This window comes from Muriicola sp. E247 (assembly GCF_041358175.1).
In the GTDB taxonomy this organism is placed as follows: Bacteria; Bacteroidota; Bacteroidia; order Flavobacteriales; family Flavobacteriaceae; genus Muriicola.
This window is the reverse complement of sequence record NZ_JBGKBE010000013.1, coordinates 12,199-37,131: the sequence shown is the minus strand read 5'-3', so window position 1 is coordinate 37,131 and position 24,933 is coordinate 12,199. Positions and strand designations below refer to the sequence as shown.

Below are 24,933 nucleotides of genomic sequence, written 5' to 3'. Positions count from 1 at the left end.
TTTCCAGAGATCGGAATAAATTTTTCTCACTTCTATAGTTCCCCATTACTCTCAATGCAGGTATTTGGTCGGTTGCCGGCTGCCGATGGAAATCATCTGTTTCCGAAAATGCCAGATCGTATATTAGATACCAAAATACTAACAATGCCCAAAGCAAGAAATAAACTGGCCAGGGATAGTGCCATGGAGAAATTCCCGAAAACCGGAAAATTGAGCCAGCTCGCCATCGCCCGGTAAAAGATCAGTCCTTCCGTTAAAGCAAAGCCCGATAAGTACATAATGTACAACCCGCGGGGTATTTTTATCATCTTCCAATATTCCAGCACCAGGAATATACCCAGGGTAATGAGGCCCAGAAATGTTAAATGAAGGTATCCGATGGTAAAATCCAATATACGTACTGCCAAAGCTGAGAAGTAGGGAATTGCACCTATTCCCTGCAAAATGAGTTTGAAAAATACGATCAGACCCATGATTCTCATAAGTCTTCTTCTGAAGACGGGAATCTGAGACTTGCGGGCAAAGTCCCAGCACATCTTCAAAAACAAAAAGACAGCAGCAAGCTGAAGTATTGCCCCCAAGGCCCCTAAATAGTTGAAAATCAGCGGCGGTTCTACCCATAGCGCAGACAAAAGCAGTGTAAGGATAACCCCGATGTTTAATAACCAGTAGAGTGGCCTGAGGATTATATTCGGGAACTGCGTTTGTCTTTGCTCCAGAATGAATAACACTAACCCAACCAAGGATAAAATCATCCACCCATTGTATTGGAAATGCAGATAAAAATAGATAGCCATACGATACCAGATGGACGCGGGGCCCAAAGTTGCGATTATCCCTCCCAGGGCCCAGGGACCCGCACTGGAAAGCACCATATACCAGAGGGAGGCCTTGATGAATTTATAGCTATATCGTTCCTTAAGTTCCTTTTTAACATGTTTTGAAAAAAACCAGAAGAACCAGTAGGATGCAAAGAGGAACAGGGTAGAAAATGCAATAGAAAATGCGCCATAGCCCTGAATAGGGAATGTCAGCAGCATCCCGCAAAGGGTAAGCTGGGTAAACCAGAAAAGATAGCGATAGTTCGTACTCTGCCCTTCAGGGTTCAGGAAAGTCTTAACCAAAATGGTGGTCAATGCAAGATAAACCCAACCAAGGAGGGCGATGTGCGAATGGGTATGTACAATGTACTTGTATTCAACTGCCCAGCCAAAGAGCCCGAACGACCTTAGGACGACTCCCAGTATAGCCGCTATGGCAAAATAGAACAGCGCTGTATGGATATGGTTCCTTAGATTCATGACAGCCGTTCCCTGAGCATTCTTTTAGCTTAAAAATCCTTGCGTTTTGACAAATAACTAAGGTGCCAAACAGGCAGAATGGTCCAAAGCAGAAGGGCGGTCATGGAAATTATGAAACCCAGATTGGTGCCAAAGAAATTTTTAAAGACGGCCCCCGTATAGCCCAATAGGGCAGAAATGTCTAGTTTGAGCAGGATCAGTGTCCTGGAGAGATCAACAGGATTGAACATGGTAGCGACAAGGGAGAAAGTGTCCAGGGGATATTCCTCAAAAACAATGAGGGACATGAGGAACAAACCATCGTAGATAACGGCCAGGAACAACCAGACCAGGATGGCATACCCAAAACCCTTGATCCTGTTTTCATGCATCAGTGCGAGGTTAAAGGACAGTGCGGTGAAAATCAGGGTCAGAAATGTTCCGTTCATCAGCAAGAGGGAAAAATCAAAGATTACGGTGCTTTTTAATAATCCATATGCTACGAAAGGTATTCCCAGTCCCAACAGCAAGCTCAAGGTTAGTGAGAGGGCTACCCCGAGGTATTGTCCCAAAAAGATCGAAGATCTTTTTATTGGCTGGGCCAACAATAGTTCTGTAAACTCTCTGGAATTGTAATAATACATGATTCCGAAAATGGTCCCAATAAGCGGGACCAGCACAATGATGATATTCATTAGGGTAATTATCGCTTTAGATACATCGTTATTCAAAAAAAGCAGGACAAAGCCCAATGCCAGGTAGAATAAAAAATAGAAATAGCTCCAACTGCTCCTCATCAGGTCAAAAAAACTGTATTTAAGGATTTTAAACATGGGCTGATTTGTTTGCAATGGCCGCTATGGCATGTTCAACATCGTTCTGTTTGGTCTGTTTTTTCAGTTCTTCCACACTTCCTTTGAAATAGATCTGGCCTTCAAGCAGGTAAATAATCTCATCGGCCATTTCTTCCACAAAGTGCATGATATGCGAGGTCAGTAAAATGGTCTTCCCATTGGTCCTTTCGTAACGGATCAGTTCCTTAAGCCGGATCAGGGCATTGGGGTCCAGGCCTGTTGTAGGTTCGTCCAGGATGATCAAGGGCTTGTCAAACATAAAGGTGAGTACAATATTCACTTTTTGCTTGGTTCCGCCTGATAGCGTTCCCAGTTTTTTGTCGAGAAAAGGTTGCAGCCCGAACAGATCGATAAGCTGTTCTTCATTAGTCGTGGTCTGGTGGAGGTCCTTTATCATTTCTATGAGTTCTTTTACCTTCAGGTTGCCCGGGAAATTCGCGATCTGAGGCAGATATTCGATTTCCTTGCGGTATCGCCATTGGTTTCTGATGTTTTTTCCGGAAATCGAAATAGATCCCTTATCAGGCAGTACCATGCCCAGGATAGATTTGATAAGTGTGGTCTTTCCGGAACCGTTTGGCCCCAGGATAGCGACTATTCCTCTGGAACTGATTTCCAGATCAATGCCGCGGAGCACCTCGTTCTTTCCAAATTTCTTATGGAGATCTTTTATGTGGATCATGGGTTCTTTTTCATTAAAGGGTTAGCGTCAAACAGATTGTCTGGTGTAAATACGGGGGATACTTTTTCCGAGAAATCGATGATATCCATAAACAGACTTCTTAGAAGAATAATCGTTTCTGGTGTTCGGTTCACAATATAGGAAAACAGTTTTACGGGTCTGTAGGGGACATCTCCCACACCGTTCTTGTCCAGGTCGTATCCTGTATAGTTACTCCAGTAATTTCTGTCGAACACATTGTCATTCAATCGGCTGTTATAGGAAATGTCAAAGGAATTATAAAGAAAATTATTTCGGGTAAAGGTATTGGAATAACATGCCCCTAAAACCTTTATTGCCCATCCGTTATTCCTGAAATCATTTCCCTCATATACGATGCGGTTGGAGCCCTCGATGTTGATTCCAACGGTGTTCTCTTCAAAGGTATTCCCTTTAATTTCGGCATCATTGATCTCCTTCAGGAGCATCCCGTAGGCTGCCGCACCCCAGTTTTTTCGAAAGGTATTTCCATACATCTTTATCCTTTTGGAGAACATTACGGCCACTCCTGCCCCATTCCGCTCAAAGGTATTATCAGTATACATGTCATCATTGGAAAACATAAAGTGAAGGCCATACCGGAGATTATCCAGGCTATGGTTATCCCTTATGGTAATATAGTCAGAGAACTCCAGATAGATCCCATCCCGTGTGCCACTGACAATGTTTCGTTCCACCTCCACGTGTTTGGAATACCAAAGCTGGATCCCGTTGCCTGAATTATACTCATCCCTGGCATCCCCGATGATCTTGTTGTGATAGATCCTGCCGCGTTCCGATTTCTCAATATAGATCCCAAAGAAAAGATTTTCAAGTACGACATTCTGGATCAGGAAATCAGTGCTTTTTACCACCCTGATTGCCGCATAATCTGAAGTATAACTTGTCCCCACATTAATAATATAAAGGCCGTCAACAGTAACATGGTCTGAGGCAATCCTGATGATCTCCCCTTGTTCCTCTCCATCGATGACCGGGTATCCCCGTCCTAAGATGGTTAGGGGTTTGTCTACCAGGATATTGAATTCCCTGTAGGTTCCTTCAAGGACCAGAAGTGTGTCATATTCCGAGGCCAGGGCAACTCCCTCGCGAATAGTCTTAACGGGGCAGGACTCACAGACCTCAACGGTCCGGGCCTGGGCAGACCAACAGAACATCAGGAACAAGACCGAAATTACTTTATTTAGATTCATCTATTCATTTTCCTTACAATACTGTGTGCATGATCGAAGCGTTCACCGTATAATCTAAGTCCATAAAGATACCATTATAGTTTTGATACATGGGGGTCCAAATTCTGCATCAGGGTAAGCGTGTTGCCGTCATTGGTCACAGCCTTTGCTCTGAACCTGTCATTTCTGATATCCATGGAACAATGTGCACAGTGGTCATATGAATGAGCGAGAACATGGGTAATAAAAAGGCATAGGAATCCTGAGAAAACTATTCTTAAGCGTTTCATGCTGGTATTGATATTTTATGTGATAAGGTTAATCTTCGGGTGGTGTTTGGTTCAGGATTTGGCTTCGGGCCCAATTATTGTCTGTTTCTTTTGGCAGGGAAAAACCGCTGAACCTTAATAATCATTTTTTTTAGTTTTCAAATCTTACTTTTAATTCATCCCAGGTGTAGAGCTCGCCTCCATTTACATTTTTTGCCTCCTGAGCATTCTCAGGAGTTTTGAAAGCTGTCAGAAATTCCCCCATAGGGCTGGGAATATTTTTACTGATCAAAAATGTCGCTTTGGTGGCATCTATCAGTGTGCCCGGGCTATCATAATCATTGACCAGAAACAATTCCAGCTCTACCTCTTCAAAATCCTTCAATTGATTGAGCATACATTCAGTGGCATCGAATTTATACACCCTTCCTTTTTGGGTAACAATCTCAGCCGCATGCTGCCGGTCAACAATGGTCATCCTGCAATAATGACAACCATCCGAACCATAATCAATGGGTTTTGGTCCCCTAGAGCATCCGTATCCAATGATCAGGAATGTAATCAAAAGCCATACTTTTTTCATGAGGCAGCTAAAGGTTTTGTCTTTCTGACGTTCGATATTTTTTTGCTTTTCCAACCCATGTAGGAAGCAACCAGAGTAAGCATCATTCCGGTAAACATCATCCAGGCGCCTGTTGATGGGAGGGATGACACATCAAAGTTGAGCATCTTGGCATATCCGAACAGAGGTGGTTTATAAGACATAGGTGTACCGTCAGGATTGGCCAGTTTCATAATAGCATTAGGATCTAGATTCGTGCCATAGTCTACCATCCATTCGTTGAAGTCGTACATCCCCAGCACCCCGAGAACAGACATCAAAACAAACCAGCCTAAAAACCATCGAAAATCGACTTTTTTTAAATACCCGAGAATCCCCACAAGTACTCCAAGACCAATCATTATCCCTATAACAATTGGGAAAGTACTAAACTCCCACATTTCCTCAGGTTTGGGAAGGGTTTTCATACCAATGTAATGATTTAGTCCATCGATATTCTGGATATCAAATTCGTTGACATCCCTGATCCCATTTATATGAATATTCATACCAAGAGGATCCGGATATTGCGGAGCACCAAGCATGATCGTCCACAATGGAAAAACATATAGTCCTAAGAGAAATAAGGGGCCTATAATCATCAGTATACTTGCCTTTTTCATTTCATTCATCAATTAGTGCAGATTCAATAAAGTCCTGCTTTTATTAATTTATTCGTTTAGGAAAGAAGAAAGCGAGCAGGTCAATAATAACGCTGCCCGCTTTCATTCAGAAAAAAACCAATTAAACCTTACTCTCCCAGGGTCCAGCTGAGTTCAATATTTGAACTGGCCGGTGATACTCGAACATAGCCTTGCATTTCCTGATGCAATGCCGAACAAAAATCGGTACAGTAGAAAGGCCATACTCCTACCTTTTTAGGTTCCCATACCGAGGTTTTAGTCTGCCCTGGCATAACCAACAATTCAGAAGTATTTTGTCCTATCATAGAGAATCCATGAGGTACGTCAAAATCCTGTTCATGATTTGTGATATGGAAGAAAACCTTATCCCCAACCTTTACACCTTCAATATTGTCGGGTGTGAAATGACTTCTGATTGTTGACATATAGATATGAACTTCATTCCCATTCCGCTCTACCCTTGCCTGATCGGGTGAAGTGACTGCATAAGGATGCTTATTCTCATCGAGGCGATAGATCTTTTTGGAGTTTGCACGAAGTAAATCAGCCGGGCATCCGGCCGCATAATGAGGCTCACCGTGTGTCGGAAAGTCGTATATCAACTCCATTTTCTCTCCGGAAATATCATAGATCTGGGCAGAGTGCTCCATTTCAGGTCCGGTAGGCAGGTATCTATCTTTTGTGATTTTATTCATTGCGACGACATACTTGCCAAATGGTTTTCTGGAATTTCCTCCGGGAATCATTAGGTGACCTACAGAATAATACGTAGGTTTTCTGTCAATAACTTCCCAGGACCCTACATTCCATTTAACGACTTCAGAAGAAATAAAGAAGGTAGTATATGCATTTCCTTTATCGTCAAATTCAGTATGTAACGGACCAAGGCCCCCACTTTTTACTACTCCAGCCATCACGTCCTCAAACTTGAGAATCGGAATGCCGTAAGCTTCACCGTCAAATTTTTGCTGCTCAATAGCAGCAAGCATATTAGTGAAGGAGTGAACAGTAATATCAGCAGATAGTTTACCCGCGCCAATTATATATTCCCCGGTGGGGTCCACATCACATCCGTGAGGTGATTTAGGAGTAGGAAGGAAGAATACCGCTCCAGGTACTTCGGTAGGATCTACGGTTAGCACCTCTTTTTTCATAGTAGTGGTTCCCATATGGGTTTCCTCGTCGTAGACATTGTGGGCATAATTTGCGGCCATCTTGGTTCCACCGCCGTTGTTCACATATTCTTCGATCTTCTTCCAGTTAATGGCTGCGATAAAATCCTTGTCATTTTGAGAAGAATTGACTTCCATCAAAGAGTTGGCTTCTTCCGTATTATAAGTGCTGAAGAAATGCCATCCATGGGAAGCTCCTCGCCCAGGGTGAGAAAGGTCATAGTTAAATCCGGGCATCATCACCTGGAATTTAATATCAAGCCTGCCAGTTTCAGGATCAACACTGATAAAACTTAATGCCCCTTTAAAATTGCCTTTATACTCGTTAATTGGCATATCCCTCTGTGGGACAGGTACTGAAAAACGTGTTCCGGCGATTACATACTCGGTGTTTTCCGTAATGAAGGAGGAACTGTGATTTCCTGCACTATTGGGTATCTCAATGATCTCCTCGGTCTCGAAAGTGCTGAGACTTACCCGTGCTATCCTGGGGGTATTGTTTCCATTGACAAAAATCCACCGGCCATCGAGTTCGCCATTAGTTTGTGAAATATCCGGATGGTGAAGATCATCCCAAGGAACAAAGCCAAAGGAAGTATTCAGCATGGGTTTGGTTTCTTCAGAATATCCATACCCGGAGGTAGGAAATTGCGAGAAAACAGGGATCTCTTTAAACATACGCCCTGAAGGCAGTCCGTAAACGGTAAGGTTGCCACTATAACCTCCTGAAAGGAAGGCGTAGAATTCGTCCTGTTCTCCCGGAGCTACGTATACTTTTTCTGCTGCGTTGGACGACAGGGCGCCATTAGAGGATTTTCCGGAGTCATTACATCCGGTTATCACCAGCGCCAACCCTAAAAATGTCAGCAAGGAATATCTTAGTTTTTTCATTGTAGTTGTTTTTAGTATTTATTTCTATAGTTAGATTATTCTTCGGAAGGAGGTAAAATTACTTTGTCTACCACATGCACAATTCCATTACCTGCTTCAACGCTGGCAACAATTTTTGCGCCACCTACAAAGACGTCATCGCCTTTGACTTCCACAGTTGTATTCTGATCGTTAGCCTGGCCAAGTTTTTTAAACTTCTTCAGGAAATCCTTGGAGTAATTACCGGGGGTAACATGATGTTTCAGGATATTTGCCAACGCGCCCTTATTTTCGGGTTTTAAAAGATCCTCCACCGTCCCTGCCGGAAGGGCATCAAATGCCTCATTGGTTGGGGCAAAGACCATTAATGGCCCTGCATTTACCAGTACGTTTTCCAGATCAGCAGCCTGTACTGCAGCTACAAGGGTAGAGTGATCTGGCGATCCTATGGCAATATCCAGCACTGTTGGCTGAGATTCATCATCTTCAATAAAGGCCTGCCCTTGTTCTTTTGCCTCTGAAGTAGTTGTGTTGTCTGTGTTACTTGCATTTGTGTTTTTGGCTTCGTTCTTACATCCTATCGCAACAATCATTAATAGTGCAGTGAGGAAAGAAAAACCCAGTTTAGTTATTGTTTTCATATTTGGTTTAATTATAAGGTTCTGAAATATTCTAGAATTGCACGGGCTTGTTCCACAGTCATATTCTGATTGGCCATGGCAGCTCCATTAAATTCAACCAACAGATCTTTAGCACAGCGGTCCTGTTCAGTCATGAGCTGAGGATCCAGAATCATATTCATAATCCATTCGGGGCTCCTCCTTTCCATGATACCTGTCGGTGAAGGGCCAATAAATCGCTTGTCAATTTTATGGCAGGCGGTACAATTGGTTTTGAAGATGGCGGCTCCTTCTTCAGCCATTCCCTGATCAATTTCGGGATCAAGCGGAAGGGACTTGATTTGCCCAACACCCTTGTTGTCTAATGTAATTCGTTGAGAAGCAGGTACCTCATCAGATACTTCCTGGGTTTGCTCTGTTTTCGTGGTAGATTTGGCACGATCTACGCTAAACCCTTCTTTCTTTTCCTCCTTACCCCCACAGCCCAAAAGCATTAGGGCAAATAAGACTGAAAAACTACTTTGGATTGTTTTCATAATCTTCAATGGTTATTGTTTTTAAATTAAACTTAATAATGCACAAATTTAGGGGGGTAGCAGGGCGGCAAATATGATATTTGTCATATTTAGGATAAAAATATCTTTTAATCTTTGAAGTCAGATAAATTACGCATGCTCAGCAATTCTTCTAAATATGCAATTAAAGGTGTACTCCACCTGGCCAACCATTCTAATGAAGACCAAAAAATTATGGTCAGAGACATATATGATACGATTAATGTTCCTGAGGCATATTTAGCCAAGCTTTTACAGCAACTTTCTAAACATCAGATTATTTCATCTATGAAAGGACCTAAGGGTGGATATTATGTTACCGATGTAAACCGAGAGCAGACGGTTTACAGAGTGATCGAAATTATTGATGGAAACCATAGACTGGAAGCCTGTGTCTTAGGTATAGAAGATTGTAATGCTGAACATCCCTGTCCCCTTCATGAGTATGTAAATCCAACGCGAGCAGTCTTGTTAAATACATTGAAAAAGATGACCATTGGAGAGCTTGCCAATAAGCTTGATAAAGGCTATTCATTTCTCTCCTGATAAATGTTCTCCCAGGGCACAATACTTACCCAAAATAATACACTGGTCCGACCCTCATCACGGCGTTATAAATACTTTAATTTGTATTAAGAAGGCTCTTAAATCTTAAAGGTCATCACGGGGATTTTTGAATGATTTGCGATGTCCTCCCCAATACTTCCCATAAAGAAATGTGAAAGTCCCTTTCGTCCGTGAGTAGGAATTCCTATTAAATCTGCATTCATGCTCTCGCTGAAATTGAGCACCCCTTTTTCCACACTGTAGTCATTGTAGATAGTAACATCCTGTCCTGCCCCTGCCATTTCAAGATACTTGTTAATCTTTTCATGGGCATCGTTGTTGCTCAGGAAATTGTCTCCTGGAGTATTGATATAGACCATATGTAATTTAGCCCCAAATCTGGATGCAAAATCCTTTGCTTTTTGAAAGGCTCCAAGGCTTTCACTCTTAAAATTACAGGCGAAGACAAAATCATCGATTTTAAATTCAGGAAGTTCATTTTTTACAACGAGTACAGGCACATCGGAGAATCGAACCACTTTTTCCGCATTTGATCCAATAAAGATCTCTTTGAGTCCGTCAGTTCCATGAGACCCCATCACAATCAGCTCGGCATTGTGCTTTTCAGCAATCTCGTTCACCTCGCCAAAAACCTTGAAGTGTTTTATGACCGGTGTGATTTTAATTCCTTTTAAATAGTCTTTATCCAAAAATTCATTCAGTCTCTTTTCTGCGACCTTGAGAAGGAATACCGTCTGTTCGGGATGGAATCCTTCCGTAGAAGTGATCATTGCCTCATTCAATTCGAGCATATGCAACACCAGAATCTCAGCTTTTTGCTTTTGCGCCAGCGATGCGGCTACCTTAAGCGCATATTCGGATTGTTCGGAGAAATCTACTGGGACGATAATTGTTTTCATGGCTTAATTTTAAAGGGTTAAATAGTCATTGAAAATACTCTTTTTTCCGGAGCTTTTCTATGCATCAGAAGATCAAATGCCATACATACATTTCTGACGAAAGGCCTACCTGCTTCTGTAACGCTCAGCTGATTATAATTAGTATTGATAAGTCCGTCTATTTCCATTTCTTTTAAATGGCCCAGGACCAGATCGAGTTCATTAAATTTCAGGGAAGGATCTTCCCAGGAGGTTTGCAACCTGCACATTAAGTTAAGAATATGCCGGCGTATGACCAAATCCTCCTCAGTAAGGATATGTCCTCTGTAAATTGGGATGATATCGTTTTCTACCAAATGTTGGTATTCTTCTATGCTTTTAACATTTTGTGCAAAACTGTACCAGCTATCGCTGATACTCGATGCCCCCAACCCGATCATGAGCTGTGTTCGGGATGAAGTATAGCCCATAAAATTCCTGTGCAGTTTCTGAGTTTCAAAGGATTTATACAAACTATCACTCTTCAGGGCAAAATGGTCCATCCCAATTTCAAAATACCCTGCTTCTGTCAGCAATTTTTTGCCGTATTCGTATTGCTGCCTTTTTTCTGAGGGGGTTGGGAGATCTTCATCTTTAAATCCCCTTTGCCCAAGTCCTTTTATCCAGGGAACATGTGCATAGCTGTAAAATGCCAGTCGGTCTGGCAATAATTCCTTAGTCTTTGAAATAGTCTCTTCAATATCTTCCATCCGCTGATGTGGCAGACCAAAAATAAGGTCGTGCCCAACCGAGGTATATCCGATTTCCCTGGACCATTCCGTTACGTTTTTTACATTTTCAAAAGGTTGAACCCTGTGTATGGCCCGTTGTACTTTATCGCTGTAATCCTGCACTCCGAAACTCACTCTTCTGAATCCCAGATCATACAATGTTTGTAAATGTTCGCGTGTTGTATTGTTCGGATGGCCTTCAAAACTGAATTCATGTTCGTCTGCTATCTCGGCATGTCTGAAAATCCCTTCCAGCAGCATTTCCAGATGTTGAGGGGAAAAAAAGGTGGGAGTTCCTCCCCCGAGATGTAACTCCTTAATTTTAGGTTTATCTTCAAATAGGTCACAATATAATTTCCATTCTTTTAAGACAGACTCGATGTAGGGAACTTCCACTTCATGCCTCTTAGTTATTCGTTTGTGACACCCGCAAAACGTGCACATGCTTTCACAAAAGGGTAAATGCAGGTACAGGCTAATGCCGTCCTTATTATTGCTTTCTTTAAAACTCTTTTTTAGTGTTTCCTTCCATGCTTTTCCCGAAAAAGTACTGATATCCCAATAGGGAACTGTTGGGTAACTGGTATAGCGGGGGCCTTGCACGTTATATTTCTGGATAAGATTCAGCATTGTAATTGATTTCTATCAAAAATACAGAGGCTTCAGACAGAAAAATATGATAAAAATCATCTACGCTTTGAATGAAACACTTACGGGATATGGAATTAATAGGTATCCTTTATCCAGGAATAAGGTTCTCGTTTGATCCAGAGTCCACGTGTAAAATCAGGAAACTTTTGTGGTTCTCCCTTTTGGTGTATAGAGGCTTCCGACAGGGGAGTGACCGCACTCCAGGCCGCTGCGTCATAGGCATCCAGAGGGGGAGCGATATTAGCTTTTGCCGATTCCACAAATGCGTGTAATACGAAGAAATCCATACCTCCGTGGCCGGCACCAGCGGCGTATTCGCCATATTTTTTCCAGAGGGGATGATCGTACCTCGCGAGCCAGTCATTGGCATCATCCCATTGATGTGGCTCCGATTTACCTTCGATATAGATTCGATTTCCGTCAACTTCCCACAGTCCGTTAGCTCCCTGCACTCTGAATCCCAGGGAATAGGGCCTGGGCAAATTACAATCGTGTGTAATGATGATTGTTTCTCCCCGGGCGGTATCAATAGTGGTTGTTATCACATCGCCCTGCTTAAACTCTACATCGGCATTGGGATGATCCTCTCCCCCATTTTTAACGATATAATTGTGCAACCCTATCGCTTTACTCGCATGAGATGTAAGCGACAAAAACCTGTTGCCCCTGTTTATATCCGCCATCACGGCTACAGGACCGAGCCCGTGAGTGGGGTACACGTCTGCATTTCGTTTAACCGAATGCAGGGTACGCCAGCGAGCCTCTGAAATAGCCTTTTCTCCAAATTCAACCCCTCCGCCATAAGGCTGTTTCCCATTATTGAATTTAACATGCCTGAGATCGTGCTGATACCCGCACCTGAAATGCACTAATTCCCCGAATACTTCCTGTTTGACCATATTTAACACGGCCAGCACATCGCGCCTGTAATTTACATTCTCAAGGATCATCATATGGGTGCCGGTGGCTTCATGTGTATTTACCAGATCCCAGCATTCTTCGAGGGTATTGGCGGCAGAAACCTCTACTCCGGCGTATTTCCCTGCCTTCATGGCATCTACGGTCATACGGGTATGCCAGAGCCAGGGGGTTGCGATAATCACGGCATCAACCTCTTTAGAATTGAGAAGATTGAGGTAATCATAAGGGCCTCCTTCAAAGATGAGGGGAGCGCTTTTACCTGCTTCTTTGATCAGATTCCTGCATAAGGCAATGCGTTCGGCATCAATATCACAAAGGGCAGTAACCCTAACATCATTTCGCAAGATCAAATTCTGTAGATGATTGGTCCCTCGGAGTCCGACTCCAATGAGTCCCACTTTTAATTCTTCAAGTTTATTATTTGATTTTTGTGTTGCTGACACCCAATGAGGAACAATACTCATCCCTGCTCCTGCTATGGCCGTATTGCGGATAAATTGCCTTCTGCTGGTCATGGTTTTTAATGGTTTTAGATGTTATCAATTTATGAAATTCTCCAGGTCCTCCTCCATATTGTTCCCTAAAAACTTATTTTTGCTCGCAAATTCGCATTTTATGACCTTATTACTAATGGCTGCCGGAAGGGGTAGCAGGTATGGAGCCCTTAAACAATTCGATGGCCTTGGCCCTCAGGAAGAGTTTCTGATGGAGTTCAGTATTTACGACGCTCTTGAAAATGGATTTGACCACATCGTTGTGGTAACACAAAAAGACAACGTGAGCTTTCTTGAGGAATACCTCTCAAAAAGAATTCCCAAGGGGGTTAAGCTCGATGTAGTTTCACAACAGGTAACAGATCTTCCCGATGGAATTACCTATACGGGAGAGCGCACAAAACCATGGGGTACTGCTCATGCGGTATGGTCGGCCAGAAAGGTTATTGACGGACCTTTTTCTGTGATCAATGCAGATGACTACTACGGGAAGCAAGCTTTTGAAAATGCGGCTAAATATGTATCCAGGGATGCTGATCCCAACTCCTTTGGTTTGGTAGCCTATACCTTAAAAGATACCTTGTCGCCGTATGGTTCTGTCTCCCGAGGAGTATGTAAACAGGATGGGAATTCATTGATCTCCGTAGAAGAACGAACAAAAATAGAAGAAGGAGAAAATGGAATTTTGGATGCTGATTCCGGACTGAAATTCTCTGGTGAGGAGTTGGTGAGTATGAATTTTTGGGTTTGTAAACCGGGAATTTTTCATCAGATAGAACAAGATATCCGCAATTTCTTTAAAGAAGAGGGAAATTTGGAGAAGGGAGAGGTTTACCTTCCCTTTGTTATTCAGGCCATGCTAAAACAGGGGACAACTCAGGTAGAGGTTATTCCTTCGGAGAGCATGTGGTTTGGCGTTACCTATGCCAATGACAAAGAAACGGCAATGTCCCATCTGAAGAATATGACCAGCCAGGGGCAGTACCGCACCCCGCTTTGGAATTAATTTTTTAAAACCCCTGAAAAATGGAGGTGGCAGCAGCAAAGGCGCTGAAGCATTTTGTCATTGAACAGAGAGATTATAAGATACGCTCTGTAGGACAGGGGTACATCAATACCACCTTCCGGGTTCAGGAAGAGAACCTTACCGTTTACATCTTACAATGTATCAACAACAAGGTTTTCCCGGATGTTCCGGCTTTGATGGAAAACCTTCGAACCATTCTACCGCTGCTGGCAGCCGAGGATTACCATCCAATCTCATTTATGCCTTCCAAGGCCCGGCTGCCGTATTATAAGGATGAAGAAGGGGCCTTTTGGCGACTACTCACCTTTGTCCCGAACAGTGTAGCTTTTGATTTAACCCATGAGCCCGATATAGCCTTTGAGGCAGGAAGGATACTGGGTTTGTTTCACAGTTGTCTGGAGAATTTACCGGCTGCTAGTTTCAAAGAGGTGCTACCCGGTTTTCACGATATCAGCTTACGGAGAAAAGAATATCTTCTTGCCCTTAAACAAGCTAATTCGGAAAGGTTGCAGTCTGCTTCGAAAGAAATCGAATTTGCGGAAGAGGCCTTCTTCAAATTAGATGTAGGATTTGAAAACCTGCCTGTTCGTATATGCCACAACGATACAAAGCTCAACAATTTCCTCTTCTCTAATGTGACCGGCAAGGCGCTCTGCCTAATTGACCTGGATACAGTCATGCCGGGGTATATAATTTATGATCTTGGAGACGCGATAAGGACCCTGGCCAATCCTGTTTCCGAAGATGACACAGATCTTAAAAAGATCGGCTTTGATCTGGATATGGTCACTGCATTTCTCAGAGGAATTAAGAAAAGTAAACTAAAGCTTAGCGATTCAGAGAAACAGGCAATCCCCTCAGGGGTGGCACTTATGCCTTACCTTCATGGGCTGAGGGCACTAACAGACTACCTCAACAATGATGTCTATTACCAGATTTCCTACGCCGATCAAAACCTGGATCGATGCCGTAATTTGTTCTGTTTTACCCGAATAGTCTTAGAAAAAAAAGACGCTATTTCAAAACTTGTCAAATCGGTCCTTGGAAAATAGCCCTCTCTATTTAAAGGCCTGATGTCCTGTGATATCTGCCCCTGTGATCAGGAGATGAATATCATGGGTGCCTTCATAGGTGAGAACAGATTCGAGGTTCATCATATGCCGCATAATGGGATATTCTCCCGTTATTCCCATTCCCCCAAGAATTTGTCTTGCTTCCCTTGCAATAGTGATCGCCATTTCAACATTATTCCTTTTGGCCATGGAAATCTGGGCCGTAGTGGCCCTTCCTTCATTCTTTAACTGCCCCAAACGGAAGGCAAGCAATTGGGCCTTGGTAATCTCAGTGACCATTTCGGCCAATTTCTTTTGTTGCAGTTGGAATGCCGCTATGGGTTTTCCAAACTGAACTCTTTCTTTGGCGTATCGCAGCGCAGTATCATAGCAGTCCATGGCAGCTCCGATAGCCCCCCAGGCAATTCCGTATCGCGCAGAGTCGAGACATCCCAGTGGAGCTCCCAATCCGTTCTTCCCTGGTAACAGATTTTCCTTGGGAACTTTCACATTATCAAAGATCAATTCACCGGTGGCTGAGGCCCTTAATGACCACTTATTATGTGTTTCCGGGGTGGAGAAACCTTCCATACCCCTCTCAACGATCAGGCCGTGTATCCGCCCTTCCTCGTTCTTTGCCCAGACGATGGCAATGTCTGCAAAAGGAGAATTTGAGATCCAGAGCTTAGCGCCATTGAGCAAGTAATGATCGCCTTTATCCTTAAAATTGGTGGCCATCCCACCGGGATTAGATCCATGATCAGGCTCTGTTAAGCCAAAGCACCCCATAAATTCCCCTGAGGCGAGCTTTGGCAGGTATTTCTTTTTTTGTTCTTCAGACCCGTACGCATAAATAGGATACATAACCAGGGAGGATTGAACCGATGCCGTAGATCTTACTCCACTATCCCCTCTTTCAATTTCCTGCATGATAAGGCCATAACTGATCTGATCTAATCCTGCACCTCCGTATTCTTCAGGAATATATGGTCCGAAGGCACCTATTTCGGCCAATCCCTTTAGTATCTGAGTTGGGAATTCAGCTTTCTGAGCGTATTCTTCAATGATGGGTGACACGTCTCGTTTTACCCACTGCCTCGCAGCATCACGCACCAGCAGATGTTCTTCGGTTAGCAGGTCATCCAATTGATAATAATCGGGGGCTTCAAATAGGTCGGGCCTCATAGTGAAATAGTTTTTCCAAAGGTATTTAAAGTCGCATAACAAACCAATGGATGGAAATAGATATTAGCAAGATTCATTTAGGAAGATTCAACTTCCCCGTTCAGGAACCTCGCAAGCAAAGAATGAAAATGGTGCACTCCTCTTTCACGGGTGGGGGAAAATCTTCCGGCCTTGTAATAATGAGATCGGATTCCCATATTTACGCTTTCTACCACTGCTTCGTCTTCCATCTCAACCTTATCGAGACCTGACCCAGCTCCTTTATTTAATTTGGAAGCATCATATACATAGGTGATAAAGGAAACTTTAGTTTGGGAAATCGATAGGGGCTGGACTAGATTAACAGAAACTCCCCAGGGATAAAAATTGAACATCATGTTGGGAAAGACCCAGAAATAGTAGGCTGCGACATCTTTCCCATAATCGATATGATCTTCAGGAAGCTTAAATACCTCATCAGTCCCTTCTGCGTAACCGATTTGAAGATTGCAATAGTCTGATAAAACCGTTTCATAATTCCCGTAATCTAAAACTTCGTTCAGGTCATTGTGGACAAAAGGGATATGAAATCCTTCCAGGTAGTTGTCGCAATATAAGGCCCAGTGTGCCTTGATCTCATAATCTTTATCGAGTTCCTTTGATCTGGTAAAATCGTCAAGGGGTAAAAACCCTATCCGCTGGTCCATAAAATCAATCACCTTCTGAAAGTCGAAAACCGGACTTAACCCGGCAAAGAAAAATGAACCCCATTTTTTCAATGGAAATGCGTGCAAATTATCACAACTTCCGGGGAAATCTTGTGCCTCATTAAACTCAGGCATGAATTCAAACTTCCCATCGAGACCAAACCTCCTTCCGTGATAGCGGCAAGTTAATTTCCTTTGTTGCCCCGCTTCTTCAACAACGATATTTCCCCTGTGGGTGCATACATTACTGAGGCAATTAACCTTTCCGTTCTTATCCCTGGAAAGGACCATCGGTTCATTGAGGAATTCGGGGAGGAGTATAAAGGGAGATACAGATCCTTCTTTTTCCAGATCCATTATATCCCCAACCCACTGCCATGAACCATAAAAAACTTTCTGCTTTAGCGCTTCAAATGTTTCAGAGTCGCTGTAAAAAGAGGAAGGCAGGGTTTTTGCCCTGGTAATATCCGGATCAATATAGAATTTTAAAGCCACGCGGTGCACAGTTAGTCCATTTTAAAAATATGGATTTCTTTCGGATAAATCTGCGCTATGGGAGTTTATAGTGAGAATGTAAAGCCTTATTGCAGGGGCGGAAGCAGTTTAAAATTGAAACCGAAAGTCCAACTATTACATCTTCAGATAAAAATCTCTACAAAGATGTTGATAATCCTCAGTATATAAATGACGATCTTTTTCGATGATCAACTCATCTTCAATAACTGTTTGACTAATGCGTGAGAACGCCAGTAAGCTTCGTTTTACCTCCGAATGAGCATTTCCTTTTACCCTGGTAATTTTAAAAATATGTAAGTTGGCTTGCCTTGCTAAATCAATAAAAGATACTTCTTGCTGAAAGGGAACAATAGTGGTAAAAATGCCCTCGGGTGACAGAAGCTTATCAACGCTGCATAGCAGTTCATCAAAAGGGAGAGAGTTGTTTTGTCTGGCTAAGTCACGCGATTTATCTCCGCTGGAGACTCCTTCTACATGAAAGGGTGGGTTGGAGACAATCAGCTGATACGTTTCTTCCATCTCTTCAACCATTTCGTCTAAACCCGCATGGTAACAAAACAATCGGTCTGCCCAGGGTGAAGCTTCAAAATTTTCGACACATTGTTCGTAGGCCGCCTCTTCAATCTCGATGGCGTCAATGGTTTCTGCATTGCTGCGTTGTGCGAGCATCAGGGCGATCAGGCCGGTGCCAGCCCCTATGTCAAGAATATTTATTGGTCTATGGGCAACAGCTGTCCAGGCTCCCAGGAGCACTCCGTCTGTTCCTATTTTCATAGCACATCGATCCTGATGGACCTCAAATTGCTTAAATCGAAAAGGTTTGTTCAAAGCTTGCTGGTCTGTATTAATTATAAGCTATCCCCTAATCATTCAGATAAAGGGAAACCAGACCTTCCGGGGTTTCTACGAAAATGGTCTTTTTTTCCCGATCAATGCTAGTTATTATGTCGTCATTTATAGGGATCAGGAGCTGTTTACCTTCCTTTTCGGCCACAAATAATGCCTGAGAGGCAGCGTCATTTATCGAAACCAGGGTCCCAATATTGCCATAGTTCTTATCTATCAAAGTAAAACCAATGACTTCGTGGTAATAAAATTTCTTCCCGCTTAATTTTGGGAGAAGTTCAAGCGGAAGGTAGATTTCAGACCCCAGGATACGGTCAGCATCAGGTTCATCATTAACCTCTTCAAATCTTACCCGTAGTAGGTTGGATCTGTGAAGCTGACTCTTTTCAATAAAGAAAGGAACCAGACTATTTCCTAGGGAAATAAGTACTGATTCCAGATTATCGTATAGTTCAGGTTCGTCGGTGTCTAGTTTTATAAGCACCTCCCCTTTAAAGCTGTATTTAGAAACGATCTTGCCCAGGTAGAAGCATTCTTCCTTCCGCATCGATCGATGTCCCATTATTCTTTATCTGCAGCGGGTTTAGGATCTTCTTTTGCAGGGGCTTCCTCTGCCGGAGCTTCTTCGGCCTTAGCCTCAGGAGCTGCTTCTTCAGCTTTAGCTTCAGGGGCAGCCTCTTCAGCAGGTGCTGCTGCTTCTACTTCCGGTTCCTGTGCTACAGATTCCTCTGGAGCGGGAGCGGTTTCAAGAGCTTCTACTTCCTCTTCAGCAGAAACTGCTTCCGGAGTTTCAGGTAATTCTGCTTCTGCAGCCGCCTGGGCTCTTTTTTCGGAAACTTCTCTTTCTGCTTCCAATGCTTTTTTCCTTGCTTCCTGTTGAGCCTTGCTGAGGTTTTCCTCTTTCTTGGCTACTGCTTTGGATTTTTCTTCCAACCAGGCCTGGAATTTCTTTTCAGCTTCTTCTTCAGTAAGGGCTCCCTTGCGAACACCGGCCATAAGGTGGTGCTTTAAAAGAACTCCTTTATATGATAATATACGTCTTGCCGTATCTGAAGGTTGTGCTCCGTTGAATAACCATTTTACTGAGTCGTCAACATTTACTTCGATAGTTGCAGGATTGGTATTCGGGTTGTAGATCCCTAATTTTTCAAGGAATTTTCCATCTCTTTTTGCACGGCCATCGGCAGCTACGATCCAATAAAATGGCTTACCTTTTTTTCCGTGTCTTTGAAGTCTGATTCTTACTGGCATATCACATTAATTTTGTAGGGTACCCGACCCTCGGTTATTAATTCTACTCTCCCCTGTTTAGAAAGAGCGTGCAAATATACACTTTATCATTAAATCCACAATTATTCTCTGGCTACTTTTTACCTAAAAATAATACCAAATGAGCATTTAACACTTCTTATGAAAAATCGTTAAAAGCCTTATAAAGTCCCGTATTTACTTGAATAAGCGAGATTTTATTGTATCTTATATACAGTTGTTGAGAGTCAACAACGGAATAATTTAAAAATGAAGATTGATTAATGAAGTATTCAGAAAAAATTTCAAATAAGCTAAACGATTTATTAATTCTTACATATGACGCTAAAAGGGGATATTCCCTGGCTGCTGATAAAGTTGAAAGTCCGACCGTAAAAAGTTTCCTGGAAGACAAAGCTAACCAGAGGTATAACTTCGGGCAAGAACTCAAATCAGAGATCCTCACCTATGGTGATCTCCCGGAAGACAGCGGAAGTATTAAAGGAGATTTCCACCGAGCGTGGATGAAATTCATATCAACAGTAAGCTCCAATGAGACGGAGAAATTGCTGGATGAAGTAGAACGAGGAGAAAAAAAGATTCTCAGTGCATACAAGGACTTGCTGGAAAATAAAGAATGGATCCTGCCAAACTCCACACGTGACCTCCTGAGCAAACAGCGGGATGCAATCGAAAAAGCGCTGGAGACCTCCAGAATGTATGAAGAAGTAGTCTCCTAGAACACTGTAATATTAATAAAAGAAAATCCGGTATTCGCCGGATTTTTTTATTGGTTAATAACTCCTAAAAAGAAGGTTTTTTTAAGCATTCTTAAATCCATATTTTTAACCCCTTAGTTTTCTGCATTTAAAACACCCCTATGTATTTAATTTTTGATACCGAAACCACCGGATTACCCAAACGCTGGAATGCGCCAGTTACGGATGTGGACAACTGGCCGAGATGCGTACAGCTTGCCTGGCAACTCCACGATGAAATGGGCAATCTTCTGGAGCAACACGACTTTCTGATTAAACCGGAGGGTTATGATATCCCTTATGATGCAGAACAAATACATGGGATTTCTACCCAATTGGCAGAAAAAGAGGGTATTCCTCTCGCAGAAGCACTGGAGTTATTCAATACTGCCCTGGGTAAGACGCGTTTTCTTGTCGGGCAGAATGTAGGCTTTGATATTAATATTACAGGAGCAGAATACCACAGAATTGGATTTGAATCTGAGCTTTTAAACTTGCCCGTGCTCGATACCTGCACCGAAGACACAGCTCAGCTATGCCAGATCCCGGGAGGCAGAGGCGGTAAATTTAAACTCCCCACCCTCACAGAATTACACGAACATCTGTTTCAGGAGCCATTTTCAGAGGCGCACAATGCTGCAGCCGATGTAGAGGCTACCAGCAGGTGTTTCTTTGAACTAATTCGCAAGAAATCCTTCACTGCACAGGAACTTCAAGCAGAGCCCGATTATTTTTCGCGATTTACTGAAGTAAACCCTGATAAAATACAACTCCTCGGACTTAAGCATCGAAATTTAAAAGAGGCTTCTGCGGCCCTTCAGTCTGAAGAAGAAGTAACTGAACCTGAGATTTCGCGGGAGGAGATCAAAGCTAACCTGGAAAGCCTTGAAGATGTTCCCTTTGTACACCTTCACAACCATTCTCAATTTTCGGTCCTCCAATCAACTATTAAGATCAAGGATCTTGTAGCGATTACGGCAAAGCATAAAATGCCGGCGGTAGCCCTGACAGACCATGCCAATATGATGGGTGCCTTTCATTTTGTAAAGGAAGTGAAAGCTCACAATGCAGGAATAAAAACCCGAAAAGAGAAGGCAGAGGAAGCTGGGGAAGAATTTGACGAACAGCCTATTCTGCCCATTTTGGGTTGCGAATTTTTCGTCTGTGAAGACCACCTCAACAAGAATCAGAAAGACTATGGTTTCCAGATGGTTTTTCTGGCCAAGAATAAAAATGGATACCACAACCTGGCTAAAATGGCTTCCTTGGCCTATACGGATGGATTCTATTACGTCCCCAGGATCGATCGAAAAATTGTTGAACAATTCAAGGATGATCTTATTGTCCTCACAGGAAATCTCTACGGTGAAATCGCCTCAAAAATCCTGAATACAGGAGAAAAACAAGCTGAGGAAGCCCTGCAATGGTGGCATTCCATCTTCGGGGACGATCTCTATGTGGAACTGATGCGCCACGAGCAGGAAGATGAAAACAGGGCCAATCCGGTCCTACTGGATATGGCCCGGAAAATGGGAATCAAAGTATTGGCAACAAACAATACCTATTACTGTAAAAAAGAGGATGCCGAAGCCCATGATATCCTGCTTTGTGTGAAGGACGGGGAAAAACAGGCCACGCCTATCGGCCGGGGAAGAGGCTACCGTTACGGCCTGCCCAACCAGGAATACTACTTCAAATCCTCAGAGGAGATGAAGGCACTCTTCAAAGATATTCCCGAAGCCATCCTTAATGTTCAAGACGTGGTAGATAAAATTGAACCCTTCGATCTTGCCCGGGAAGTATTGTTGCCGCAATTTGAAATTCCACAGGAGTTCATAGTTAAAGAAGATGAATCAGATGACGGAAAACGAGGTGAAAATGCCTATTTGAGACATATCACCTATGAAGGGGCCAGGGAGCGTTATGATGAAATAACTCCGGAGATTGAGGAGCGGATCGACTTTGAACTTAAGACCATAGAGAATTCAGGTTATCCGGGATACTTCCTCATCGTGGAAGATTTTATAAGGGAGGCCCGTAATATGGGGGTTTCTGTTGGCCCGGGAAGAGGGTCGGCTGCCGGGTCGGTAGTAGCTTATTGCCTTAAGATCACCAATATTGATCCTCTGAAATACAATCTACTTTTTGAGCGTTTCCTCAACCCCGACAGGGTTTCCATGCCCGATATCGATATTGATTTTGACGATGAAGGCAGGGGAAAAGTTATGGATTATGTCATCCAAAAATACGGAGCCAATCAGGTGGCACAGATTATCACCTACGGTACCATGGCTGCCAAATCATCCATTCGGGATACGGCCAGGGTGTTAGACTTGCCCCTCCCCGATGCAGACCGGATTGCGAAACTTATTCCAACCATGGGGAAACTCGGGAAAATCTTTGAGGTTCCTGAGGAAGAACTTCGCAAGAAATTCAGGTCAGATGATCTTGATAAGGTCCATCAACTCCTGAACATATCCGAGGGGGATGACCTGGAGGCGCAAACGGTAAACATGGCCAGGGTCCTGGAAGGTTCCCTGAGGAATACAGGGATCCATGCCTGTGGAGTGATCATCACCCCGGATGATATCACCAATTTTGTTCCAGTTGCGACCGCTAAGGATTCTGACCTCTATGTCACCCAGTTCGATAACTCAGTGGTGGAAAGTGCAGGGCTGTTGAAAATGGACTTCCTCGGACTCAAGACCCTGACATTAATAAAGGATACGGTTAAGATTGTAAAGGCCAAACACGGTATAGACCTGGTTCCGGATGATTTCCCCTTAGACGACGAAAAGACTTACGAACTATTCCAAAGAGGAGATACCGTGGGGATCTTTCAATATGAATCCCCGGGAATGCAGAAACACCTGAAGGAACTTAAACCTTCTGTTTTCGACGATCTAATCGCTATGAATGCCCTTTACAGGCCCGGGCCCATGGAATACATTCCCAGTTTTATCGCACGGAAACACGGGAATGAAGAGATTTCGTATGACCTTCCTGAAATGGAGGAATATCTGAAAGATACTTACGGAATCACCGTTTACCAGGAACAGGTGATGCTTCTCTCTCAGAAACTCGCCGGTTTTTCAAAAGGTGAGGCCGATATTCTGAGAAAGGCAATGGGGAAAAAGATCTTTGCCCTGCTGCAAAAACTAAAGCCTCAATTTCTCGACGGGGGAGAAAAAAATGGCCATCCAAGGGAAGTTCTTGAAAAAATATGGAAAGACTGGGAAGCCTTCGCCTCCTATGCTTTTAATAAGAGTCACTCCACCTGCTATGCCTATATCGCTTATCAGACGGCGTATCTAAAAGCCCACTACCCTGCTGAATATATGGCAGCCGTATTGTCTAACAATATGAACGACATCAAGCAGGTGACTTTCTTTATGGAAGAATGTAAGCGAATGGGGCTGGAAGTATTGGGTCCTGATGTTAATGAATCATATTACAAATTCGCGGTCAATCAGGAAGGAGCTGTTAGGTTTGGTATGGGGGCGATAAAAGGAGTTGGTCAGTCTGCCGTTAAAACCATCGTTGAGGAACGCAAGTCTAATGGGCCATTTAAATCTGTTTTTGATCTGGCCAAAAGAATCGACCTCAGGGCGGCAAATAAAAAGGCTTTTGAGAATCTTGCTCTGGCGGGTGGATTCGATTCCTTTGGAGATACGCACCGGGCACAGTACTTTCATCTGGAAGGCGAAGGAGTAACCTTCCTGGAGAAGGTAATCCGCTATGGCGCCAAATTTCAGGAAAATGAAAATTCTGCTCAGGTAAGTCTGTTCGGTGAAGCCAGTGAGGTTCAAATACCCGAGCCCGTAGTTCCACCTTGTGTGGAATGGGGAACCATGGAAAAGTTAAGAAAGGAAAAAGAAGTGGTAGGCATTTATATCTCAGGGCATCCCCTTGACGATTTCAATGCCGAGATAACTGCCTTTGCCAATGCCAATGTTTCCTTCTTCCATAATCTCGAAGATCAGATCAACAGGGAGCTAAGTTTTGCCGGAGTGATCACCGATGTACAGCACCGGGTTTCCCGTAATGGGAAGGGATGGGCACTTTTCACCCTGGAGGACTATACCGATTCTTTCGAATTTAGGATTTTTGGGGAGGAATATCTCAAATTCAGGCATTTTCTGATGATCAATTCCTTTGTCTTTATAAAAGTATTTGTAAGGGAAGGATGGGTAAATCGGGAAACCGGAAAAAAGGGAGGTCCCAGGATGCAATTCAATCAATTTATACTTCTGCAGGAAGTCATGGAGAATTACGCCAGAAAACTCACTATTAAGCTCGATATTGACCAGTTGAAGAAAGAAAAAATTCTCGATTTAAAAGACACCTTGAGATCACACAAGGGAAAACATCCACTACAATTTACGGTATACGAGATGCAGGAAGAGATCAAAGTAACCCTCTCCAGCAGAAAACAAAAAGTACAAATCAGCAGTGAACTTCTGGCAACCCTCAAAGACAAGGAAGTCCATTACAAGTTAAATTAATAGCCTGCGATAATGGTATCATAGGGAAAACGTATCTTTCCGCCGTAAGGATTTAGGAAAATATTTGTCTAA

At 43.2% G+C, this 24,933-nt stretch carries 23 protein-coding genes; 5 read left to right on the top strand and 18 right to left on the bottom strand.

What is annotated here, in order from left to right; all coding sequences use genetic code 11:
* Positions 1-92 precede the first annotated feature (92 nt).
* The 10 genes from ACA086_RS14230 to ACA086_RS14185 form a co-directional block, all read right to left on the bottom strand.
* The gene (locus ACA086_RS14230) at positions 93-1,301 is read right to left on the bottom strand and encodes a hypothetical protein (RefSeq protein ID WP_369746834.1); all 1,209 of its coding nucleotides are present in this window, start codon (positions 1,299-1,301) and stop codon (positions 93-95) included.
* A gap of 29 nt (positions 1,302-1,330) precedes the next feature.
* A complete protein-coding gene (locus ACA086_RS14225) occupies positions 1,331-2,113 on the bottom strand; it encodes an ABC transporter permease (RefSeq protein WP_371004014.1) in 783 nt (260 codons plus the stop codon).
* A complete protein-coding gene (locus ACA086_RS14220) occupies positions 2,106-2,816 on the bottom strand; it encodes an ABC transporter ATP-binding protein (protein WP_369746832.1) in 711 nt (236 codons plus the stop codon). Before ACA086_RS14220 ends, ACA086_RS14225 begins: the two co-directional genes overlap by 8 nt.
* Positions 2,813-4,048, bottom strand: a complete 1,236-nt coding sequence (locus ACA086_RS14215) for a nitrous oxide reductase family maturation protein NosD (protein ID WP_371004011.1) — start codon at positions 4,046-4,048, stop codon at positions 2,813-2,815. The genes ACA086_RS14220 and ACA086_RS14215 overlap by 4 nt, the downstream gene beginning before the upstream one ends.
* Before the next feature lie 74 nt (positions 4,049-4,122).
* Complete coding sequence (locus tag ACA086_RS14210) at positions 4,123-4,317, bottom strand: hypothetical protein (RefSeq protein WP_369746830.1); 195 nt, start codon at positions 4,315-4,317, stop codon at positions 4,123-4,125.
* A 130-nt stretch (positions 4,318-4,447) separates the two neighbouring features.
* Entirely contained in the window at positions 4,448-4,879 is a 432-nt protein-coding gene (locus ACA086_RS14205; protein WP_369746829.1) for a nitrous oxide reductase accessory protein NosL, read from the bottom strand.
* Positions 4,876-5,520: a hypothetical protein gene (locus tag ACA086_RS14200; protein ID WP_371004010.1), complete on the bottom strand. Its 645-nt coding sequence runs from the start codon at positions 5,518-5,520 to the stop codon at positions 4,876-4,878. Before ACA086_RS14200 ends, ACA086_RS14205 begins: the two co-directional genes overlap by 4 nt.
* A gap of 128 nt (positions 5,521-5,648) precedes the next feature.
* Positions 5,649-7,604: a Sec-dependent nitrous-oxide reductase gene (nosZ, locus tag ACA086_RS14195; protein ID WP_369746827.1), complete on the bottom strand. Its 1,956-nt coding sequence runs from the start codon at positions 7,602-7,604 to the stop codon at positions 5,649-5,651.
* Between the two features lie 35 nt (positions 7,605-7,639).
* Positions 7,640-8,224 carry a fasciclin domain-containing protein gene (locus ACA086_RS14190; RefSeq protein WP_371004009.1) on the bottom strand — a complete coding sequence of 195 codons (585 nt, stop codon included), beginning with the start codon at positions 8,222-8,224 and terminating at the stop codon, positions 7,640-7,642.
* An 11-nt stretch (positions 8,225-8,235) separates the two neighbouring features.
* Complete coding sequence (locus ACA086_RS14185; protein WP_369746825.1) at positions 8,236-8,739, bottom strand: cytochrome c; 504 nt, start codon at positions 8,737-8,739, stop codon at positions 8,236-8,238.
* Between the two features lie 114 nt (positions 8,740-8,853).
* Here ACA086_RS14185 and ACA086_RS14180 point away from each other — a divergent pair, with 114 nt between their 5' ends.
* Positions 8,854-9,303 carry an Rrf2 family transcriptional regulator gene (locus ACA086_RS14180; RefSeq protein WP_369746824.1) on the top strand — a complete coding sequence of 150 codons (450 nt, stop codon included), beginning with the start codon at positions 8,854-8,856 and terminating at the stop codon, positions 9,301-9,303.
* A gap of 98 nt (positions 9,304-9,401) precedes the next feature.
* On the opposite strand, the gene ACA086_RS14175 is transcribed toward ACA086_RS14180, so the two are convergent.
* From ACA086_RS14175 to ACA086_RS14165, 3 genes are all read right to left on the bottom strand, one after another.
* Positions 9,402-10,223, bottom strand: a complete 822-nt coding sequence (locus ACA086_RS14175; protein WP_371004007.1) for a universal stress protein — start codon at positions 10,221-10,223, stop codon at positions 9,402-9,404.
* Positions 10,224-10,240: 17 nt separating this feature from the next.
* Positions 10,241-11,602, bottom strand: coding sequence for an oxygen-independent coproporphyrinogen III oxidase (gene hemN / locus ACA086_RS14170; RefSeq protein ID WP_371004006.1), 1,362 nt, complete (start codon positions 11,600-11,602; stop codon positions 10,241-10,243).
* 95 nt (positions 11,603-11,697) lie between these two features.
* Positions 11,698-13,059, bottom strand: coding sequence for a Gfo/Idh/MocA family protein (locus ACA086_RS14165; protein ID WP_371004005.1), 1,362 nt, complete (start codon positions 13,057-13,059; stop codon positions 11,698-11,700).
* 100 nt (positions 13,060-13,159) lie between these two features.
* Between ACA086_RS14165 and ACA086_RS14160 the strand changes: the two genes are divergently transcribed.
* Positions 13,160-14,044, top strand: coding sequence for an NDP-sugar synthase (locus ACA086_RS14160; RefSeq protein WP_371004004.1), 885 nt, complete (start codon positions 13,160-13,162; stop codon positions 14,042-14,044).
* A 20-nt stretch (positions 14,045-14,064) separates the two neighbouring features.
* Positions 14,065-15,117 carry a phosphotransferase enzyme family protein gene (locus ACA086_RS14155; RefSeq protein ID WP_371004003.1) on the top strand — a complete coding sequence of 351 codons (1,053 nt, stop codon included), beginning with the start codon at positions 14,065-14,067 and terminating at the stop codon, positions 15,115-15,117.
* A 6-nt stretch (positions 15,118-15,123) separates the two neighbouring features.
* On the opposite strand, the gene ACA086_RS14150 is transcribed toward ACA086_RS14155, so the two are convergent.
* From ACA086_RS14150 to ACA086_RS14130, 5 genes are all read right to left on the bottom strand, one after another.
* Positions 15,124-16,302 (bottom strand): acyl-CoA dehydrogenase family protein, encoded by a 1,179-nt coding sequence (locus ACA086_RS14150; protein ID WP_371004002.1) that lies wholly within the window; start codon positions 16,300-16,302, stop codon positions 15,124-15,126.
* Positions 16,303-16,379: 77 nt separating this feature from the next.
* Entirely contained in the window at positions 16,380-17,483 is a 1,104-nt protein-coding gene (locus ACA086_RS14145) for an SRPBCC family protein (protein ID WP_371004000.1), read from the bottom strand.
* A gap of 135 nt (positions 17,484-17,618) precedes the next feature.
* Entirely contained in the window at positions 17,619-18,278 is a 660-nt protein-coding gene (locus tag ACA086_RS14140; protein WP_371003998.1) for a tRNA1(Val) (adenine(37)-N6)-methyltransferase, read from the bottom strand.
* An 88-nt stretch (positions 18,279-18,366) separates the two neighbouring features.
* Entirely contained in the window at positions 18,367-18,897 is a 531-nt protein-coding gene (rimM, locus tag ACA086_RS14135; protein ID WP_371004056.1) for a ribosome maturation factor RimM, read from the bottom strand.
* A gap of 14 nt (positions 18,898-18,911) precedes the next feature.
* Entirely contained in the window at positions 18,912-19,601 is a 690-nt protein-coding gene (locus tag ACA086_RS14130) for a 30S ribosomal protein S16 (RefSeq protein ID WP_371003997.1), read from the bottom strand.
* Positions 19,602-19,882: 281 nt separating this feature from the next.
* Between ACA086_RS14130 and ACA086_RS14125 the strand changes: the two genes are divergently transcribed.
* Positions 19,883-20,338, top strand: coding sequence for a PA2169 family four-helix-bundle protein (locus tag ACA086_RS14125; RefSeq protein ID WP_371003996.1), 456 nt, complete (start codon positions 19,883-19,885; stop codon positions 20,336-20,338).
* A 140-nt stretch (positions 20,339-20,478) separates the two neighbouring features.
* Complete coding sequence (gene dnaE / locus ACA086_RS14120) at positions 20,479-24,861, top strand: DNA polymerase III subunit alpha (RefSeq protein ID WP_371003995.1); 4,383 nt, start codon at positions 20,479-20,481, stop codon at positions 24,859-24,861.
* Positions 24,862-24,933 lie beyond the last annotated feature (72 nt).

Coding starts and splice junctions, on each gene's coding strand:
- ACA086_RS14175 (WP_371004007.1), bottom strand. CDS start 10,223: ATGAAAACAATTATCGTCCCAGTAGATTTCTCCGAACAATCCGAATAT.
- nosZ (WP_369746827.1), bottom strand. CDS start 7,604: ATGAAAAAACTAAGATATTCCTTGCTGACATTTTTAGGGTTGGCGCTG.
- ACA086_RS14155 (WP_371004003.1), top strand. CDS start 14,065: ATGGAGGTGGCAGCAGCAAAGGCGCTGAAGCATTTTGTCATTGAACAG.
- ACA086_RS14230 (WP_369746834.1), bottom strand. CDS start 1,301: ATGAATCTAAGGAACCATATCCATACAGCGCTGTTCTATTTTGCCATA.
- ACA086_RS14215 (WP_371004011.1), bottom strand. CDS start 4,048: ATGAATCTAAATAAAGTAATTTCGGTCTTGTTCCTGATGTTCTGTTGG.
- ACA086_RS14220 (WP_369746832.1), bottom strand. CDS start 2,816: ATGATCCACATAAAAGATCTCCATAAGAAATTTGGAAAGAACGAGGTG.
- ACA086_RS14160 (WP_371004004.1), top strand. CDS start 13,160: ATGACCTTATTACTAATGGCTGCCGGAAGGGGTAGCAGGTATGGAGCC.
- ACA086_RS14205 (WP_369746829.1), bottom strand. CDS start 4,879: ATGAAAAAAGTATGGCTTTTGATTACATTCCTGATCATTGGATACGGA.
- rimM (WP_371004056.1), bottom strand. CDS start 18,897: ATGCGGAAGGAAGAATGCTTCTACCTGGGCAAGATCGTTTCTAAATAC.
- ACA086_RS14185 (WP_369746825.1), bottom strand. CDS start 8,739: ATGAAAACAATCCAAAGTAGTTTTTCAGTCTTATTTGCCCTAATGCTT.
- dnaE (WP_371003995.1), top strand. CDS start 20,479: ATGTATTTAATTTTTGATACCGAAACCACCGGATTACCCAAACGCTGG.
- ACA086_RS14130 (WP_371003997.1), bottom strand. CDS start 19,601: ATGCCAGTAAGAATCAGACTTCAAAGACACGGAAAAAAAGGTAAGCCA.
- hemN (WP_371004006.1), bottom strand. CDS start 11,602: ATGCTGAATCTTATCCAGAAATATAACGTGCAAGGCCCCCGCTATACC.
- ACA086_RS14125 (WP_371003996.1), top strand. CDS start 19,883: ATGAAGTATTCAGAAAAAATTTCAAATAAGCTAAACGATTTATTAATT.
- ACA086_RS14190 (WP_371004009.1), bottom strand. CDS start 8,224: ATGAAAACAATAACTAAACTGGGTTTTTCTTTCCTCACTGCACTATTA.
- ACA086_RS14225 (WP_371004014.1), bottom strand. CDS start 2,113: ATGTTTAAAATCCTTAAATACAGTTTTTTTGACCTGATGAGGAGCAGT.
- ACA086_RS14165 (WP_371004005.1), bottom strand. CDS start 13,059: ATGACCAGCAGAAGGCAATTTATCCGCAATACGGCCATAGCAGGAGCA.
- ACA086_RS14200 (WP_371004010.1), bottom strand. CDS start 5,520: ATGAAAAAGGCAAGTATACTGATGATTATAGGCCCCTTATTTCTCTTA.
- ACA086_RS14140 (WP_371003998.1), bottom strand. CDS start 18,278: ATGAAAATAGGAACAGACGGAGTGCTCCTGGGAGCCTGGACAGCTGTT.
- ACA086_RS14150 (WP_371004002.1), bottom strand. CDS start 16,302: ATGAGGCCCGACCTATTTGAAGCCCCCGATTATTATCAATTGGATGAC.
- ACA086_RS14210 (WP_369746830.1), bottom strand. CDS start 4,317: ATGAAACGCTTAAGAATAGTTTTCTCAGGATTCCTATGCCTTTTTATT.